Annotated in this window: 16 protein-coding genes; 14 read left to right on the top strand and 2 right to left on the bottom strand. The window is 59.3% G+C overall.

Annotated elements, in window-relative coordinates; translation table 11 throughout:
• From HMPREF3011_RS11360 to metH, 4 genes are all read left to right on the top strand, one after another.
• Positions 1-295: undecaprenyl-diphosphate phosphatase (locus HMPREF3011_RS11360; protein WP_305764128.1), on the top strand; the 295-nt coding region annotated here is incomplete at its 5' end.
• Positions 296-313: 18 nt separating this feature from the next.
• The gene (mshC, locus tag HMPREF3011_RS04835) at positions 314-1,696 is read left to right on the top strand and encodes a cysteine--1-D-myo-inosityl 2-amino-2-deoxy-alpha-D-glucopyranoside ligase (RefSeq protein WP_070841257.1); all 1,383 of its coding nucleotides are present in this window, start codon (positions 314-316) and stop codon (positions 1,694-1,696) included.
• Between the two features lie 2 nt (positions 1,697-1,698).
• Positions 1,699-2,106, top strand: coding sequence for a hypothetical protein (locus HMPREF3011_RS04830; protein ID WP_070432144.1), 408 nt, complete (start codon positions 1,699-1,701; stop codon positions 2,104-2,106).
• 49 nt (positions 2,107-2,155) lie between these two features.
• Positions 2,156-5,815, top strand: coding sequence for a methionine synthase (metH, locus tag HMPREF3011_RS04825; protein WP_070841256.1), 3,660 nt, complete (start codon positions 2,156-2,158; stop codon positions 5,813-5,815).
• A gap of 7 nt (positions 5,816-5,822) precedes the next feature.
• Here metH and HMPREF3011_RS04820 read toward each other — a convergent pair whose 3' ends face one another.
• Entirely contained in the window at positions 5,823-6,728 is a 906-nt protein-coding gene (locus HMPREF3011_RS04820; RefSeq protein WP_070841255.1) for a thioesterase family protein, read from the bottom strand.
• A 155-nt stretch (positions 6,729-6,883) separates the two neighbouring features.
• Here HMPREF3011_RS04820 and HMPREF3011_RS04815 point away from each other — a divergent pair, with 155 nt between their 5' ends.
• The 5 genes from HMPREF3011_RS04815 (at position 6,884) to HMPREF3011_RS04795 (ending at position 11,839) form a co-directional block, all read left to right on the top strand.
• Entirely contained in the window at positions 6,884-7,567 is a 684-nt protein-coding gene (locus HMPREF3011_RS04815) for an HAD family hydrolase (protein ID WP_082149794.1), read from the top strand.
• A gap of 22 nt (positions 7,568-7,589) precedes the next feature.
• Entirely contained in the window at positions 7,590-7,853 is a 264-nt protein-coding gene (locus HMPREF3011_RS04810; RefSeq protein WP_005510825.1) for a phosphoribosyl-ATP diphosphatase, read from the top strand.
• 14 nt (positions 7,854-7,867) lie between these two features.
• Positions 7,868-8,713, top strand: a complete 846-nt coding sequence (gene hisG / locus HMPREF3011_RS04805; RefSeq protein ID WP_070841254.1) for an ATP phosphoribosyltransferase — start codon at positions 7,868-7,870, stop codon at positions 8,711-8,713.
• A gap of 324 nt (positions 8,714-9,037) precedes the next feature.
• Complete coding sequence (gene aspA, locus HMPREF3011_RS04800; protein WP_049181037.1) at positions 9,038-10,486, top strand: aspartate ammonia-lyase; 1,449 nt, start codon at positions 9,038-9,040, stop codon at positions 10,484-10,486.
• Positions 10,487-10,525: 39 nt separating this feature from the next.
• On the top strand, positions 10,526-11,839 hold the full coding sequence (locus HMPREF3011_RS04795) for an anaerobic C4-dicarboxylate transporter (RefSeq protein WP_070432147.1): 1,314 nt from the start codon (positions 10,526-10,528) through the stop codon (positions 11,837-11,839).
• A 177-nt stretch (positions 11,840-12,016) separates the two neighbouring features.
• Here HMPREF3011_RS04795 and HMPREF3011_RS04790 read toward each other — a convergent pair whose 3' ends face one another.
• Positions 12,017-12,904, bottom strand: coding sequence for a RecB family exonuclease (locus HMPREF3011_RS04790; RefSeq protein ID WP_070841253.1), 888 nt, complete (start codon positions 12,902-12,904; stop codon positions 12,017-12,019).
• Between the two features lie 106 nt (positions 12,905-13,010).
• Between HMPREF3011_RS04790 and HMPREF3011_RS04785 the strand changes: the two genes are divergently transcribed.
• From HMPREF3011_RS04785 to pafA, 5 genes are all read left to right on the top strand, one after another.
• Positions 13,011-13,853, top strand: coding sequence for a tRNA (adenine-N1)-methyltransferase (locus tag HMPREF3011_RS04785; protein WP_005510776.1), 843 nt, complete (start codon positions 13,011-13,013; stop codon positions 13,851-13,853).
• A gap of 109 nt (positions 13,854-13,962) precedes the next feature.
• Positions 13,963-15,540, top strand: a complete 1,578-nt coding sequence (gene arc, locus HMPREF3011_RS04780) for a proteasome ATPase (RefSeq protein WP_246821422.1) — start codon at positions 13,963-13,965, stop codon at positions 15,538-15,540.
• Entirely contained in the window at positions 15,533-17,134 is a 1,602-nt protein-coding gene (gene dop, locus HMPREF3011_RS04775; RefSeq protein WP_210384619.1) for a depupylase/deamidase Dop, read from the top strand. The genes arc and dop overlap by 8 nt, the downstream gene beginning before the upstream one ends.
• A gap of 60 nt (positions 17,135-17,194) precedes the next feature.
• Positions 17,195-17,389 (top strand): ubiquitin-like protein Pup, encoded by a 195-nt coding sequence (locus HMPREF3011_RS04770; protein WP_005510795.1) that lies wholly within the window; start codon positions 17,195-17,197, stop codon positions 17,387-17,389.
• Positions 17,390-17,392: 3 nt separating this feature from the next.
• Positions 17,393-18,883: a Pup--protein ligase gene (gene pafA / locus HMPREF3011_RS04765; protein ID WP_070628548.1), complete on the top strand. Its 1,491-nt coding sequence runs from the start codon at positions 17,393-17,395 to the stop codon at positions 18,881-18,883.
• The last annotated feature ends 41 nt before the right edge of the window (positions 18,884-18,924 follow it).

Below are 18,924 nucleotides of genomic sequence, written 5' to 3'. Positions count from 1 at the left end.
GCACTTGGATCGAGAGGTTGCAACGCGCTTTTCCTTCCTGCTGGCTATCCCCGCTGTTTTCGCTGCTGGAATTTTTTCGCTTCCAGACGCGTTTGACCCTGCGGCGGGACAGGCCGCTAGTGGTGCGCAATTGGCCATCGGTACGCTGATTGCCTTCGTCGTCGGTTATGCGTCTATCGCATGGCTGCTGAAGTTTGTGTCGAACCACTCCTTCGCTTGGTTCTCCGCGTACCGCATCCCGGTCGGTTTGATTGTTATGGTGTTGCTCGGCTTCGGCACGATCAACGCTGTTTAGTGAGGTAGTGAGTATTTCATGCATTCGTGGCCCCAACCACAGGTTCCCAGTCTCGGCGATGCGCGCTTCGATGTGTTTAACCGCGCCAGCAATGCAGGTACGGCGCATTCGCTTGACGACGAAAGCTCAACATCGGTACCCTTACGCCTCTACGACACCGCGGATCAGAAGGTCTCCCAGGTGGAAGCGGGGCCAGAGGCGACTATGTACGTGTGTGGCATCACGCCCTATGACGCCACACACCTGGGGCACGCGGCAACGTACCTCACCTTTGATTTGATCTACCGCCAGCTGCTGAACAATGGGCACTCGGTGCATTACGTGCAGAACATCACCGATGTCGATGACCCGTTGTTCGAGCGTGCGGAGCGCGATGGGGTGGACTGGCGCGAGCTGGGCACCTCGCAGATTGATTTGTTCCGCTCGGATATGGAAAACCTGTCGGTGATTCCGCCGCGCGACTACATCGGCGCCATTGAGTCCGTCGATGAGGTCGTGGAAATGGTCGAGAAGCTACTGGAGAACGGCTCGGCCTATCAGCTCACCAATGACGAGTACCCGGATGTGTACTTCCGCAAGAGTGCCACCGAGAACTTTGGCTACGAATCCAATTATTCGGCAGAGCAGATGGCGGAGTTCTTTGCGGAGCGCGGTGGCGGCCCGGATCGCCCGGGCAAGGAAGATCCGCTAGACGCGCTGGTGTGGCGTGCTGCTCGCCCTGGAGAACCAAGCTGGAACGCCCCCTTTGGTGCGGGCCGTCCGGGTTGGCATATTGAGTGCTCGGCGATTGCTACCAATCGCTTGGGTAAGAGCTTCGACATTCAGGGCGGTGGCTCTGACCTGGCGTTTCCACACCATGAGTTCTCGGCGGCTCACGCTGAGGCCACTACTGGTTGTGCACGCATGGCTAGCCACTACGTTCACGCGGGCATGATTGCGCTGGATGGCGTCAAGATGTCCAAGTCGCTGGGCAACCTCGTCTTTGTCTCCAAGCTGGTGGCCGCCGGCGTGGATCCGAGTGCGATTCGTATTGGCGTGTTCGCCAGCCATTACCGCTCTGATCGCGATTGGTCGGACGAGGTGTTGGAGGCGGCCAAGGCACGTCTCGAGACCTGGCGTGCGGCTTGCGCAGCTACTAAGACTGCCACCGAGGAGAAGGCGGTGAGCGCGGCAGCGGCACTGGTTGCCGATGTGCGCGCAAGCCTGGCCAATGACTTGGATACGCCGGCTGCTCTGGACGCTATCGATGCCTGGGCTGCGGAGTGGTCCTCGGCTACCGGCAACAAGGCAGAAGCTGGTGCAGCAGAAGAGGCCGCAGAAGCTGGCACAGTAACTGGCGCAGCCGGCGCCGGCGAATTTGTCGCCGCCGCGCTGGACGCGCTGCTTGGCGTTAAACTTTGATCATGAGCAACTCAGACATGTCTGCAGTCGAAGTAACGAAAGAGAACATCGATAAACTAGTTGCCGATTTGCGCATGTTTGCCACCGGCAGCTACCTGCAGCCCGAGGAACGCGAGTTCTGGGAGCCACTTTTTGACGAAGCGGTAGCCGACCAGGTCGGGGAAGTTCTCCGCGAGGCCGCCGCTGGTATTGATCAGGCGGCGGAGCTGGCCGTCGATAAGCGAGAAGAAGTCGCGACGCAGGCGGTAGAGAACTGCCTACAGCGCGTGGCTGCGATTGAGCATGAGCACGGCGGCTCGATTTTTGACGAGGAGCTCGACGAGATTCTCGTGATTATCAATTCCGCAACGAAAGCTGTCGGTTTGGACCTGCCTGCGGTGAAGGCAGAAAGCTACTTCGAGATGGAATAACCAGCCCGATTAACGGCGCGATTATGAAAGTAGACTAAGGTGTCTACTTATGACTGATCGCCACTCTTCCGAGTTCCTCACCGCACTGCACAGCCGTGTACTCATTGGCGACGGCGCCATGGGTACCCAGCTGCAGTCTTTTGACCTCGACGTTGACGCGGACTTCCTCGGCTACGAGGGCTGTAATGAGATTCTCAATGACACTCGTCCCGACATTATCGAGACGATTCATCGACGCTATTTCGAGGCCGGCGCCGACCTGGTCGAAACCAATACCTTCGGCTGTAACTTCCCGAACCTCGCGGATTACGACATCGAAGACCGTATCCAGGAACTAGCGCACAAGGGCACCGCAATCGCCCGCAAGGTCGCTGACGAAATGGGGCCGGGGCGCGAGGGCATGCGACGCTTTGTCCTCGGTTCGCTGGGCCCGGGCACGAAGCTGCCGTCTTTGGGGCACGCTCCGTACGCTCAGCTTCGCGACGCTTACACGGAGGCCGGACTCGGCATGATTTCCGGTGGCGCGGACGCGTTTTTGATTGAAACCTGTCAGGACTTGCTGCAGGTAAAGGCGGCCGTCAACGGTGTCAAGGCCGCTATGCGACAGACTGAGAAGAAGATTCCGATCGTCGTCCACGTGACTGTCGAGACCACGGGCACCATGCTGATGGGCTCGGAGATTGGTGCAGCCTTGGCAGCGCTGCAGCCGCTGGGTATCGACATGATTGGTCTGAACTGTGCAACGGGTCCGGACGAGATGAGCGAGCACCTGCGCTACCTGTCCAACTTCGCCTCGATCCCGGTATCGGTGATGCCGAATGCGGGTCTACCAGTGCTGGGTAAGAACGGTGCGACCTACCCGCTGACCGCCCCAGAGCTGGCCACTGCACTGCGCGGCTTTGTTGAAGAGTTCGGTCTGGCAATGGTCGGTGGCTGCTGTGGTACCACGCCGGAGCATGTTTCCGCTGTTCGCGACGCTATTACCGGTGCTGGCACCTACGCCGAACAGGGCCCAGCCGTTAAGGCAGAACGCCCATCGACGGATCCGGACGCAAAGCCCATCGATGAGGTCGCTTCTCTGTACTCGGCAACCCCGTTGACGCAGACGACCGGCATCACCATGATTGGTGAGCGCACCAACGCCAACGGCTCCAAGGCTTTCCGCGAGGCCATGCTGGCCGGTGATTGGGAGAAGTGCCTTAACACCGCCCGAGGTCAGGTCACCGATGGCGCACACATGATTGACCTGTGTGTCGACTACGTGGGTCGCGACGGTCGCGATGACATGGCAACCCTGGCATCTCAAATCGCCACCTCGGTGACCTTGCCGGTCATGCTGGACTCTACGGAACCGGAAGTTCTTAAGACTGGCCTGGAGCACCTCGGTGGTCGCTGTGCGGTCAACTCTGTGAACTTTGAAGACGGCGATGGCCCTGAGTCGCGCTACCAGCGTATTATGCGCCAGGTTGTTGAGCACGGTGCTGCCGTGGTCGCTTTGACTATCGACGAAGACGGTCAGGCGCGTACGAAGGATAAGAAGGTTGAGATTGCCGAGCGCCTCATCGCCGACATCACCGGCACTTGGGGACTGCGCGAGCAGGACATTATTGTCGACTGTCTGACTTTCCCGATTTCCACTGGGCAGGAGGAAACTCGCCGCGACGGCATCGAAACCATCGAAGCCATCCGCGAACTTAAGCGTCGCCACCCGAACGTGCACACCACGCTCGGCCTGTCCAACATCTCCTTCGGTCCGAACCCGGCGGCTCGCCAGGTACTCAACTCGGTATTCCTCAACGAGTGCATCGAGGCCGGCTTGGACTCCGCCATTGCCCACAGCTCCAAGATCTTGCCGATGAACAAGATCGACGACAAACAGCGCGAAGTCGCTCTCGATATGGTCTACGACCGCCGTCGTGAAGCGGGACACCCTGACGGGGAGTACGACCCACTGCAGGTCTTCATGGAGCTCTTCGAAGGAGTCTCCGCCGCTGACGCTAAGGACGCCCGGGCCGAGAAGCTCGCCGCCATGCCGCTGTTCGACCGCCTGGCGCAGCGCATCATCGACGGCGAGCGCACAGGTATCGAAGCTGACCTCGATGAGGGCATGAAGGAAAAGGAACCCCTGGCAATCGTCAACGAAGACCTGCTACGAGGTATGCAGACCGTTGGTGACCTGTTCGGTTCCGGTCAGATGCAGCTGCCATTCGTGCTGCAGTCGGCCGAGACGATGAAGGCCGCGGTGAGCTACCTCGAGGGCTTTATGGATGCCGAGGATGCCACGGGCTCCAAGGGCTCGATTGTGCTGGCCACGGTGAAGGGCGATGTCCACGACATCGGCAAGAACCTGGTGGAGATTATTCTCTCCAACAACGGCTACACCGTGCATAACCTGGGCATTAAGCAGCCGATTGCTACGATTTTGTCCGCAGCTAAGGAACTGGATGTCGATGCCATCGGCATGTCCGGTCTGCTGGTGAAGTCCACTGTGGTGATGAAGGACAACCTGCTGGAGATCAACTCCGCCGGTGATGCCGCCCGCTTCCCAGTGCTGCTCGGCGGCGCCGCGCTGACGCGTAGCTACGTGGAAGACGACCTGTCTGAGCTTTACCACGGCGATGTCTACTACGGCAGGGATGCCTTCGAAGGACTGCGCATCATGGATGAGCTGATGGCAGCTAAGAAGGGCCTCGGCCCGGACGAGAATTCGCCTGAGGCCATCGCCGCCCGCGAAAAGAAGGAAGCTCGCCGCGCCCGCCGTGAGCGCTCAAAGCGGATCGCCGCGCAGCGCGCCGCCAAGGCTGCTGCTGAAGCCCCCGAGGTGCCGGAGCGTTCCGACGTCGCCGCTGATGTCCCCGTTGCGACACCGCCGTTCTGGGGAACCCGCATCGTCAAGGGTCTGCCTCTCGACGACTACCTGACCACTCTCGATGAACGCGCTCTGTTCATGGGACAGTGGGGCCTGCGCGGCACCCGCGGCGACGAGGGACCGAGCTACGAGGAACTGGTCGAATCCGATGGTCGTCCACGCCTGCGCGCATGGCTGCAGCGCCTGCGCGCCGAGAACATTCTCCAACATGCGGCTGTCGTCTATGGCTACTTCCCGGCAGTTTCTGAGGGCGATACCGTCCACGTACTGCCGCTGCCTGCGGAAGGGGAGCAGCCTGACCCCACGGCCGAGCCAGTGGTGTCCTGGACCTTCCCGCGTCAGCAGCGCGGTCGCTTCCTGTGCATTGCTGACTTCATTCGCTCGCGCGAAGATGCCATCGCCGCAGGGCAGACCGACGTCATGCCGTTCCAGCTGGTGACCATGGGACAGCCCATCGCTGACTTCGCCAACGATATTTACGCCAAGAACGAATACCGCGACTACCTGGAGGTTCACGGTATCGGTGTGCAGCTCACCGAGGCGCTGGCCGAGTACTGGCACCAGCGCATTCGCTCCGAGCTCGCGTTCTCCGACGGCACAAGTGTTGGCGCGGAAGACTCCGACGATACCCAGGACTTCTTTGACCTGAACTACCGTGGCGCTCGTTACTCCTTCGGCTATGGTTCCTGCCCGGATCTGACCTTCCGTCAGGGCATGATTGACCTGCTGCAGCCGGAGCGCATCGGCGTGGAACTCTCTGAGGAGCTCCAGCTGCACCCAGAGCAGTCCACCGATGCGTTCGTGCTCTACCACCCGGAAGCGAAGTACTTCAACGTGTAGCTTGGCGTTATCCCTGCGGTCGCACCAGCAAGGTCTGCATGCTGCGGCCAATGGGGCCGTGCACATCGTAGAGCTCGCCCGCAGTCATGCCGATTCCGTCGGGACCAATGGAACCGCGGGCGGCGATGCCAACCCAGCCGCCGTCTTCCGGCTGCGACTCCGATTCCGCCGACTGCTCCGATGGGCCAAGCTGGGGGAGTCGGTGCAGGTGAACCACTAAGTCGGTATTCATAAACGCCCACTGATGCGGGCTCAGCGTGGCTCCGACACCGTTGGCGGTATTGGCTACCTGCATGACTCGCTCCACCGCAGTCGGCTCCTCCCCGAGCACGATTGGGTATGTCGCGCGAACCCAGTGAATCTGCGTCTCGGCCAGCTCTTCCGTCGCACCTGCGCGGGCTTCAATCGATTCGATGTAGCCGCCACTCCAGTCGTCGGTAAGCGGAATGTACTCGGCGCTACATTCCTCGGGCCCGGGCACCTGCTTGTCGAATGCACGCTCAATATCCCGCGTATCCGCGGTGGCCATCATCCACGCGGACGCGGTGGCAACGGGCCACCAGGCACCCTTGACGTCGGCAAGCAATTCGGCTTCGATCTTGGCGATCTGCCGCCCCGGGCGCGAGACCCATGACCGCGCGCGCAGCTCCGTGTACGGTACAGCTGACAACAGATCCACGGCGATGCGAGTAATACGCATTCCCTCGCTTTCCAGGCGCCTGCGCTCCAACATGCGTGTCAGCAGCGCCGACGGTGGCGCACCGTGCTGAAACGGCCCCCACGCCCCGTAAGTGAAGCTGGTGGGCATGAAGCGCTCGTAGCTGAGCTCGCCTTCGGTGACCGCGCCTAACGGAATAAAGTACGCCTCGGGCTGGTCGATTGCCTGGGCGAGTGAATCTTCAGTGGTTGTCATAGCGAGTCGATGCCTTTCATTCGCGCGGGACACGTTCATGCGGTGGTTGCATGCAGCACCGCAACATACTTTCCTTTCTAAAACTCTAAACCCAAATCCGGCGGCTTTGCTGACATAATCGCTAAATGCTTGTTTGCCTGGCATAGTCGCATGGTGTGAAAGCAATTTTGTGGGACATGGACGGCAGCCTCATCAACACGGAACCCCTGTGGGAGATTGCCACGTACGACCTCTCGGAATTCGTAGGCCGTCGCCTGACTCCGGAGTTGCGCATGCAGTGCGTCGGCAACACTCTCTGGGACACGCTGTCGATTTGCGCTGATCATGCGGGACGCACGCTTGACGACGCGCTGTTTTCCTCGGGCTCCCAATTCGTCGAAAACCGCTTCACAGAATTGGTTCTAGAACATGGGGTGGAGTGGCGCCCGGGTGTGCCGGAGATTTTGGACCAGGCCCGAGCTGCTGACATTCCGGTGGTGTTGGTGACCAATACTCGCCGACACGTGGCGCAACCCTGCATTGATGTCATGGGGGAGCAGCACTTCGCGGCAACAGTGTGTAGCGATGAGGTGGCCAACGGCAAGCCGGCGCCGGATCCGTACTTGCGTGGCGCAGAGCTCGTCGGATTTGCGCCAGAGGACTGCCTGGCTATCGAAGACTCCTCAACCGGGGTGCGCTCTGCACTCGCTGCGGGATGCACGGTGGTGTGGAATCCAATGCCGGATGTGAGCGTTTCGCAAGCTGATGTGGAGACGCTAGTACCCCCGGCGCGCTTCATTTCGGGCAATTTGGATACCTCGAATTTGGGCTTATTGCGGGCTGCTTTCGCGGGCGAGTAGACGACATGGAACAATAGACCAGGTGAAGAACTTTGATGACCTGTTTGCAGAGCTGAAGGAAAAAGCACAGTCGCGCCCCGAGGGATCGGGCACAGTCAAGGCGCTAGACGCTGGTGTGCATTTCCAGGGCAAGAAAATTGTCGAAGAGGCCGGTGAGGTCTGGCTTGCAGCTGAGCACGAATCTGACGAAGCCCTCGCAGAGGAGATTTCGCAGCTGTTGTACTGGCTGCAGGTGGTCATGGTCGGTCGCGGGCTGAGCCCCGAGGATGTTTACAAGTACCTGTAGGAGAAATCAACACCATGCTGCGTATTGCCGTGCCCAACAAGGGATCGCTGTCCGAGGCGGCAGTCGAAATCCTGAAGGAAGCTGGTTACCCGGGACGAGGCGACTCCAAGAGCCTGACCATCCACGCCGAAGCCAACGAAATTGAGTTTTTCTTCCTTCGCCCGAAGGACATTCCCATCTATGTTGGCAACGGTCATCTGGATTTGGGCATCACAGGCCGCGACCTGGCCGCTGACTCGCTGGCTCCGGTCGATGAGGTTCTGAATCTGGGCTTCGGTGCCTCGACTTTCCGCTACGCCGCCCCAGCCGATGAGGAGTGGACCGTAGAAGCTCTGGAGGGCAAGCGCATTGCCACCTCGTACCCGAATCTGGTGCGCGAAGACCTGAAGGCTCGCGGCATTAACGCCACCGTCATTCGCCTTGATGGTGCAGTGGAGATTTCCATCCGCTTGGGAGTTGCCGACGTTATCGCCGACGTTGTCTCCACCGGTCGCACCCTGCGTAAGCAGGGGTTGAAGCCATTCGGCGATGTTTTGGTCAGCTCTGAGGCAGTTGTTGTCGGACGCAAGGGTGTGGAGGTCACCGAGGAGCAGCAGGTGTTCCTGCGTCGTATGACCGGCATTCTGCATGCCAAGACGTACTTGATGATTGACTACAACATCCGTGCGTCCGCGTTGGAAGAGGCATCCAAGCTCACCCCGGGCCTGTCTGGCCCGACCGTGTCGCCGCTGGCTAACGAGGATTGGGTAGCAGTTCGCGCGCTAGTCCCGAAGGCAGAGGCCAACCCGCTCATGGATGCCCTGGCGAAGATTGGTGCCGAGGCAATCTTGGCCTCGAATATCCGCATCGCGCGTATCTAGTGGAAGCTTGACCTGCTCAAGGGGTGAGGTGGGGGGGGGGAGGACCAACCAGCTCGAGTGGGGACGCCATCTCGAGCGGGGGCACCATCTCGCGCCGGGAGCTGACCACTGCATTTTCACATCCACCTACCTCGACGTAGGTAGTAGGCTTAGCACTAAGCGTGCGCACGGCGTTAGCCGTACTGACATAGTCCCCTTATGCCGGAAAAGCGGCAGCTGCGCCAGCGCTGTAGTTTTGACGGTGTAACCAAGCAGCACCACCAATTGTGGTTCACACGAATTGTGGTTCATAAGACTGCGCCTACGAGAAGGGATTATGTCCATATGTCCGCAACGCGTACCGAGGTCGACTTGCTTGGATCGATGGAGGTTCCAGCAGAGGCTTACTACGGCATCCACACCCTGCGCGCAATCGACAACTACCAAATCTCAGGCAAGACCATCAACGATGTGCCCGAATTCATTCGTGGCATGGTGATGGTGAAGAAGGCCACGGCCATTGCCAACCAGCGCGTCCACACGCTGCCCAGCGATGTTGCAGACATCATCGTCGCCGCATGTGATGAAATCCTGGAAAAGGGACGCTGCATGGATCAGTTTCCAATCGATGTCTTCCAGGGTGGAGCTGGCACCAGTCTCAACATGAACACCAACGAGGTCATCGCTAACCTCGCGCTGGAACTGCTCGGTCTGGAAAAGGGCCGATACGACGTCATTCACCCCAACGATGATGTCAACCAGTGCCAGTCAACCAACGACGCCTACCCAACGGGTTTCCGTCTTGCTATCCACATGTCGCTGCTGAGCCTGCAGAAGCACTTCGATTCCCTGGTTGAGGCCCTACATGCTAAGGGTGATGAATTCAACGACATCATCACAATGGGCCGCACGCAGCTGCAGGACGCCGTTCCCATGACCCTGGGACAGGTTTTCCACGCATTTGCCCACAACCTTGAGGAAGAACAGGAGTCCATCGCAACTGCGTCGGCACGCCTGCTGCAAATCAACCTGGGAGCAACCGCTATCGGTACCGGTGTGAATGCGCCGGCGGGTTACCGCGAGGCCGTGACCCAGGCGCTGCGTGAGGTCAGTGGCTTCAAGGTGACCTCCGCGAAAGACCTAATTGAAGCCACCAGCGATACCGGCGCCTACGTCAGCGTGCATGCATGCCTGAAGCGCGCAGCCATGAAGATTTCCAAGATGTGCAACGACTTGCGCCTGCTGGCATCGGGTCCACGAGCCGGACTGAATGAAATCAACCTGCCGGAGCGCGCCGCTGGCTCCTCGATTATGCCGGCAAAGGTCAACCCGGTAATTCCGGAGGTCGCGAACCAGGCCTGCTTCAAGGTCTTCGGCAACGACGTGACTCTGACCTGGGCAGCCGAGGCCGGTCAGTTGCAGCTAAACGTGATGGAGCCTGTCATCGGCGCATGTCTCTTCGAGTCGATTGAACTGCTGCGCAGCGCCACCGACACTCTGCGCGACAAGTGCATTACCGGCATCACCGCTAACCCGGAAGTGTGCCGCGGCTATGTGGAAAACTCCATCGGTATCGTGACCTACCTGAATCCGGTCATTGGCCATCACGAGGGCGATATGGTCGGCAAGGAAGCCGCTCGCACCGGCCGCTCCGTCCGCGACATTGTCCTTGAACGTGGGCTGATGGACGAGAAGGAGCTCAACCACGTCCTGAGCACCGAGAACCTCATGCACCCGGAATATCGGGGTAAGCGCTACGTGGCAGGGGAGTCTCGCCTCGACGATTTGTCCTAAGCGGCAACAAGCTTAACAAGTGACTTTTCGCAGATACACATGTTAGTTGCCGTCCAAATCTTTATCGTTCTAGCAGCAATCCTCCTTGGAGCGCGTCTAGGTTCAATTGCTATCGGATTCGCCGGTGGGCTGGGCGTTTTGGCGCTCGGCATCACCGGGGTGCCAGTTACCAAAGATGACATCCCCTTCGATGTCATCGGCATCATTATGTCGGTAATAGCGGCAATTGCCGCTATGCAGAGGGCCGGAGGCATGGACTATCTCGTCCACATTGCCGAACGGTTGTTGCGCAAAAACCCGCGACACATCACCTACTGGGCCCCGGTTGTCACCTACCTGATGACCCTGCTCGCCGGCACCGGCCACACCGCATTTTCCACCCTCCCAGTTATCGCCGAAGTATCCAAGGAAGGAGGCGTTCGCCCGTCCCGCCCGCTGTCCGTGGCGGTCATCGCATCTCAGTTGGCGATTACGGCATCACCCATTTCAGCGGCTGTAGTGCTCATGGCTTCGCTCATGGAACCCCGCGGCGTTGGTTATCTCACACTCCTGGCGATTCTCATTCCTTCGACGTTCCTCGCCATCCTTCCGACCGCCTTTGTCACGAATCACCTAGGCAAAGAGCTTGACGACGATACGGAGTATCAAAGCCGCTTGGAAAAGGGGTTGGTCTCTAAGCCACGTGGCCAGATAAGCGAATACATACCAACCAAGTCGGCCAAGTGGTCCGTGGCGATTTTCCTTCTCTCGATTCTCGCAGTGATGGTCTACGCGACCATCAGCACTGAGCAGGTCGGTCTCATCACTGATCCCACACTTCCACGAAACGAGGCGATCATGTCAATAATGTTGACCGCCGCTACCGTTATCGTGCTTGCCTGCAAGTTGGACGCGGCAACGATTTTGAACACCCCAGTGTTTAAATCGGGCATGTCCGCCAGCGTCTGCGTTCTCGGTGTGGCGTGGCTGGGAACCACAATTATCAACCACTACATCGACGACATTAAGACCGCGTCCGGCAGCCTACTGACCACGATGCCGTGGATGCTGGCAATCGTGCTCTTCTTCGCGGCCGCTTTGCTCTACTCGCAGGCGGCCACTGCAAAGGCCATCATGCCCGCTGCGCTCGCGGTGGGAGTTTCTCCCATCACTGCCGTTGCTTCCTTCGCAGCGACTTCCGCGCTATTCGTGCTGCCTACTTACCCGACGCTCCTTGCCGCGGTGGAGATGGACGACACCGGCACCACCCGAATTGGCAAATACGTGTTTAACCACTCGTTTATCATCCCGGGCACTTTATGTATTGCCCTGGCTGCCGCGTTTGGTTTCGCTTTCGGCAGCGTGCTGTTGTAGCGGGGGTCTACCTAAAACACCGCATAGAGAAACTGACTAGGTTTATGACAAAACTGAACAGTTAATTCCATTCACCCGTTATAAACCTAGTCAGTAACTTTTACTGGCGCCGTTCCCGCCGACGGCGGCACCCCGCGAAAGCTAACATTCCTCGAGAGCCACCGCCATCCGCAATTTTTACTCAGTGCCACCATCACCAACGGCGCCTGGCCAGCCGGGGTACTCCGGCGTGACGCCGCCGTAGGCAGGGCACATCTCCTGGAAAGAACACCACCCGCAGAGTCTGGACTTCTTCGGCACAAAGTCACCGTTTTCACCGTCGCGCACGATCGCCGACCACAAGTCGGCAATCTCCGTTTGGAAAGCCTCTAATTCTGTCGCATTGGGGCTCAGCACCAGGTCATCGGCAACCTTCAGGTACATCAACCGCAGCTGTTCCGGGATATGACCGGTGAGTCGCCACCACACCAGCGCATAAAAACGCATCTGGAAAAGTGCTTCATCCTGGAAGCGAGGAGAAGGCTTCTTGCCCGTCTTGTAGTCGACGATGCGGACCTCACCAGTCGGGGCGATATCGACGCGGTCGATAAAACCACGAAGTGGCACCGACAACGGCACGGTCTGATCCGTATCCGGATCAATAACTAGCTGAACGAACTTTTCCATCTCGGCCGCATCAAACCCCATGGGATTTTCCATCATGAAGTAGCCCTTGAGCAGGCCGCGGCATTCGACAAGGAAGTCGTAGTAATCATTCTCCGGAACTAGCTCAATCAGTTCCTCGTCCTTTGCACGCATGTCCTCCCAGGTCGGCTTCAGGCGCTTCACCGCCGCTGGGTAAGTGCGTTCTTCACGGGGCCAGGCATGCATCTGTTCGAGCACAGCATGTACCAATGTGCCCTTGACCTGCGCGACGGTCGACGGCTCCGGAATCTTGTCAATCGCACGGAACCGGTACTTCAACGGGCACTGGCGGTAGTCATTAGCTCTCGACGGCGACAGCGCCAACTTAGAGCGGCGGGAGGGCTGAACTGCTGACTTAGAACTTTGGGCATTGTCGGGCATACTAGCCAGGTTAGAGTACTGCCCGGATTTGGCTGCACCCGACACATCCCGCCACGACCAAAACAAAACCAGACCCAACCAAACCCCAAAAGGAGCCCACACACCTATGGCATTAAGCGGACCATTCCAGGTCGGCGACCGAGTCCAGCTGACTGACTCGAAGAATCGCCACTTCACCGTCATCCTCGAGGAGGGTGGCAAGTTCTTCACCCACCGCGGCACCATCCTCCATGACGACCTCATCGGCGCCAAGGAAGGCACCACCGTCACCTCCGGCGAAGGCACGGTCTACCTGGCCATGCGTCACTTGCTGGTCGATTACGTCCTGTCCATGCCGCGCGGCGCTGCGGTGATTTACCCGAAGGATGCCGCACAGATTATCGTCGAGGGCGACATCTTCCCAGGTGCGCGGGTGTTGGAGGCCGGCGCTGGCTCCGGCGCACTCAGCCTCAACCTGCTCCGCGCCATCGGCGCTGACGGGCAGCTTATTTCCTACGAGGTCCGCGAGGACCACATCGAGCACGCCGAACGCAACGTTGTCGACTTCATGGGCCACAAGCCCGACAACTGGGACTTGCGCCTCGGCGATCTCAACGAAGCCTCCGTCGAGTCGCTCGGCGGTCCGGTCGACCGAGTCATTCTGGACATGCTCGCTCCGTGGGAATGCCTGGACACCGTTTCGAAGGTGCTCCAGCCTGGCGGCGTGCTCATGGTCTATGTCGCCACCGTTCCGCAGCTAATGAAGGTCATGGAAGGCATCCGCGCGCAGAAGTGCTTCACCGAACCACGCGCCTGGGAATCTCTGGTCCGCGACTGGAATGTTCAGGATCTCTCCGTCCGCCCGGCGCACCGTATGCAAGCGCATACCGCGTTCCTGGTGTGGGCACGCAGGCTTGCCGACGGCACGGTGCCTCCGCGTCCACAGCGACGAAATCAAAAGAAGCTGTAAGACCGCCGCTTCGCGCTGGGAGGTGTAGCCGTCGTAAAGCGTGATACGACACACGGTCTAAATCGACCAAGCAACAACGACATCTGGCCCTATGGGTAATCTGGGGTACATGACAACGCCGTCTGACAAAATCCGTGATCTTGAGCAGAAGAACTACAACCTCGGCATTCGAAATAATCGCCTGGTTGAGCTGTTGCGGGACTCCCGTAACAAGCTAGAGCTACTGCGCCAAGACATGGAGGACATGCTGGAGCCGCCTAGCACGTACGGTATTTTCCTTAAGCCGGGACCGGAGAAGAGCACCGCAGAGGTGTTTACCGGAAACCGCCGGATGCGACTGAGGGTGCAGCCGGAGATTAACGAGCGGGCGCTTCGGCCGGGCGCGCAGGTGCGCCTGAATGAGGGCTCGATAATCGTGGAGGACTGCGGTTATCCGGAAAGCGGCGATATCGCCAATGTTCGTGAGGTGCTGCCGGATCGGGAGCGCATTTTGGCCTCGGATACTCACGGTGAGGAATTCGTGGTGTCCCTGGCTGGGGACTTGTCGCCGAAGCCGGGAGACTCGGTGATGATTGACCGCAAGTCGGGCTATGCATTTGAGGTCATTCCGAAGTCCGAGGTGGAAAACCTGGTACTGGAAGAGGTACCGGATGTCACCTACACGGATATCGGTGGTCTGGATAGTCAGATTGAGCAGATTCACGACGCCGTGGAGATGCCGTTCCTGCAGCCCGAACTGTTTGAGCAGTACAACCTGCGTCCGCCGAAGGGCGTGCTGCTCTACGGTCCTCCCGGCAACGGTAAGACGTTGATCGCCAAGGCTGTGGCTAATTCGCTGGCACGCAAGATTGCGCTGTCCCGAGGCAAGACCGAGGCAGAGGCGCAGCGAGCGCAGTCGTACTTCTTGAATGTCAAGGGCCCGGAGCTGCTCAATAAGTTCGTGGGCGAGACGGAGCGTCAGATTCGCCTGATTTTCGACCGCGCTCGCGACATTGCCGAAGATGGCAAGCCGGTTATTGTCTTCTTCGATGAGATGGACTCGATTTTCCGCACTCGTGGTTCGGGTATCTCCTCGGATATGGAAAACACTGTGGTTCCGCAGCTGCTCAGTGAACTTGACGGTGTAGAGGGACTGGAAAACGTCATCGTGATTGGTGCCACCAACCGCGAGGAAATGATCGACCCGGCAATTCTGCGCCCGGGACGCCTGGATGTGAAGATTCGCATTGAGCGCCCGAATGAGGCAGCGGCGAAGGATATCTTCCGCAAGTACTTGGCCCCGGAGCTGCCGTACAACGCGGCCGAGGTAGAAGCGCGCGGTGGGGTGGAGCAAAATGTCGCACACCTCATTGACCAGGTTGTTGAGCGAATGTACGCCAAGACGGCAGAAAACGCGTACGTGCGGATCCGCTATGCAGATGGCACCAGCGAGGTCATGTACTACCGCGATTTCAACTCCGGCGCGATGATTTCCAACATCGTCGACCGTGCGAAGAAGTCCGCCATCAAGTCGGTTATCGCTGGCGGCGAGGCTGGTATTAGCTTGGATCACCTGCTGTCCGCAGTGGCGGAGGAGTTCGCGCAGAACGAGGACCTGCCGAACACCTCGAACCCAGATGAGTGGGCTCGTATCTCCGGCCGCCCAACCTCGCGGGTTGCCTCGGTCGAGGTGATTCGCCATGGCTAATTCCGCTGCGAAGTCTGCTGCTAACTCTGCTGCAAACCCCGCACAGCCGAGCCGCTTCTTCGGCACTGAAATTGAGTACGGCATTTCCAGCCCGGACAACCCGGATGTCAGCCCAATTCTCACCTCCACGCAGGCCGTGCTGGCTTTCGCGCACGAGCAGGAGGAGGGCCTGTCGGGGCGCATCCGCTGGGACTACGCACCGGAGTCGCCATTGCGCGACAGCCGTGGCTTTGACCTGCGCCGCTACCACCAGCCACCGATTGTGGATCCAAACGCCGTTGGCGCTGCAAACCTGCTGGTACAGAATGGTGCCCGTTTCTACGTCGACCACGCACACCCGGAATACTCCTCACCGGAGACGGCAACTGCCCGCGAAGCGGTCATCGCCGACCGTGCAGGTGACAAGATTATGCTGCGGGCAGCTCAGCTTGCCGCAGAAGCCACCGATGCCGAAGGCAACCCCGGCCCGGTGCTCAAGCTCTACCGCAACAATGTCGATGGCAAGGGTGCCTCGTATGGCGCCCACGAGAACTACCTTTTCTCCCGGGAAACCGAGTTCGATGACATTGTCGCCGGTCTGACACCGTTCTTCGTCACCCGCCAGGTGTTTACGGGCGCTGGTCGCGTCGGTCTGGGCCAGATAGGGCAGGAGTCGGGTTTCCAGATTTCGCAGCGCGCGGACTACATCGAGACTGAAGTCTCGCTGGAGACCACGTTGAACCGCGGCATCATCAACACCCGCGATGAACCACACGCCGACTCCGATCGCTTCCGCCGCCTGCACGTCATCATCGGTGATGCCAACATGAGTGAGGTCGCCACCTTCCTCAAGCTGGGCACCACAGGTTTGGTCATTGATGCCATCGAGGACGGTGTGCGTTTCGACGATCTGCAGCTCCGCAACCCCGTCGAGGCGGTCCATAAGGTCTCCCGAGACCTGACCTGCACCGAGAAGCTGCAGCTGGCGGACCATGTCACCTGGATGTCCGCGGTCGAAATGCAGTACGAGTACCTGCGTCGCGTGGCGAGCTACGACCAGCAAGGCGACGTCGTCAAGCTCTGGCGTGAAGTGCTCGACGTGCTTGCCGACGACCCCCGCAAGGCAGCCCATCTGCTGGATTGGGTGGCGAAATACAACCTCATGGAGGGCTTGCGTACCCGCCTGGGCGCGGGCTGGGATCACCCAAAGTTGGCGTTGATTGATATTCAGTACTCGGATATTGACCCTGCTCGTGGGCTGTACCATGCGCTGGTGCGCCGCGGTTCGATGCGCACGCTCGTGACCGAGGAAGAAGTCGACCGCGCGGTTGAATACGCACCGGAATCTACGCGTGCGTATGTGCGCGGTGGCATTCTGCGCCGCTTTGGCAAGGATGTCGTCGCGGGCAGTTGGACCAGCTTAGTGGTGGACACTTCGGGGGTGTATCGGCGCACTCGTGACGTGGAGTCGCCTGGAATTACGCTGGCCTACATTACGCTGGATGAAGTTGACCGTTTCACTGCCGCTGATTGCGGTGAGGTGTTGGAGTCGGCAGAGACAGTGGCCGAGGTGGTCGAGCATCTGCGTACGCTCGGAGCTGTCCGCGAACAATAGACACGCATAGTGCGGTAATAGGCAGTAATACTCAAAAGTTCATTTTTAAGGAGCAATATCATGGCTGGTAACACTCAGGTTTTCGGCGGCGGTTCCGGCGGAGGCGACGAGGAAGAGTTCGGCGAGGTCGCTGGCGGCGGTCAGGCACAGGAGCACGTTGCAGCTGCTGACGACCTGTTGGATGAAATTGATGGTCTGCTGGAGAACAACGCCGAGGAGTTCGTGCGTTCGTACGTCCAGAAGGGCGGCCAGTAAGAAGTGACTGACCAGCAGGTACCAGCACAGGCGTTGACCCGACGCATCACCGGCATTGAGACCGAGTTCGGCATCACTCTGACGTTGGATGGCTCGCGTCGCCTGGGGCCGGATGAGATTGCCCGCTACATGTTCCGACCGGTGATCGCCAAGTACGGGGCAACCAACATTTTCACCCCCAATGCTGGTCGTATGTACCTCGATGTCGGAAGCCACCCGGAGTACGCCACCGCTGAGTGCGATTCTGTCTCGCAGCTGGTCGCGTATGACCGCTCGGGCGAGGTCATCTTGAACGAGCTCGCCGAAAGGGCTGAAGCAGAGCTTGCTGACGAGGGCATCGGTGGCAAGGTCTACCTGCTGAAGAACAACGTTGATACCGTCGGTAACTCCTACGGTTGTCACGAAAACTACCTGGTTGGACGTGAACTGGGGCTGAAGTCCCTGTCCAAGCTGCTGCTACCTTTCTTGGTTACGCGACAGCTCATTTGCGGGGCGGGGAAGATTTTCCTGCCGTACCCAACCTCGCCGTATCACAACGATCCGATTCAGTACTGCTTCTCGCAGCGGGCGGATCATGTGTGGGAGGGTGTCTCCAGTGCAACGACGCGCTCCCGACCGATTATTAACACTCGCGATGAGCCACACGCGGACTCCAACCGATTCCGCCGCTTGCACGTCATCGTGGGCGACTCCAACATGAGTGAGACGACGACCGCACTCAAGATTGGCTCCACTCAGTTGGTCCTGGAGATGATTGAAGCTGGCGTGAAGTTGCCGGACTTCGAGGTCGCCAACGAAATCAAGTCCATCCGCGCGGTGAGCCGCGATATGACGGGCAAGGCCGAGATTCCACTGCGCAGTGGCGAAACTGCCACCGCGCTGCAGATTCAGTGCGAGTTCCTGGACGCTGCGGCGCAGTGGCTGAAGGTTCGCGAAGAAAACATGGTCAACGAGGACAAGGGCATTGCCGGTGCCGGCACGTCCAACGAGGAAATGGGCCGCATTGTCGAGCTGTGGGGTCGCGCACTGGATGCCGTGGAAACCGGTGACTGGTCTCTCATTGAGCACGACATTGACTGGGCCATTAAGTACTCGCTAATGAAGCGCTACTTGGACCGCGGTCTGACTCTGGAGGACCCCAAACTTCATCAGATCGACTTGGCCTACCACGACATCCGTCCCGGCCGCGGCATCTTCCGCGCGCTGGAAGCCCGTGGTATTGCCTCGCGGTGGATTACCGATGAGCAGGTCGCTGAGGCGGTCCGCACCGCACCGCCAACTACTCGTGCGAAGCTGCGCGGTGATTTCCTCGTTGCAGCTGAAGAATCCAGTTTGAAGACCGTCGTGGACTGGACACACCTGAAGATCTCCGGCGACGATTCCATTTCCACTATGCTCAGCGACCCCTTTGCCACGGAAAACGATGAGGTCAGCGAGATGATTGAGATTCTGACGGCCGCGAAGAAGACCTCGGATACGCAGCCGGAAAACTAGTTCCGTCCCAGGAAACCGCCCAGGAAAAGGAGCCCCACAGT

It is taken from the genome of Corynebacterium sp. HMSC074C04 (assembly GCF_001838295.1).
In the GTDB taxonomy this organism is placed as follows: Bacteria; Actinomycetota; Actinomycetes; order Mycobacteriales; family Mycobacteriaceae; genus Corynebacterium; species Corynebacterium amycolatum.
This window is presented reverse-complemented; position numbering and strand designations above follow the sequence as displayed.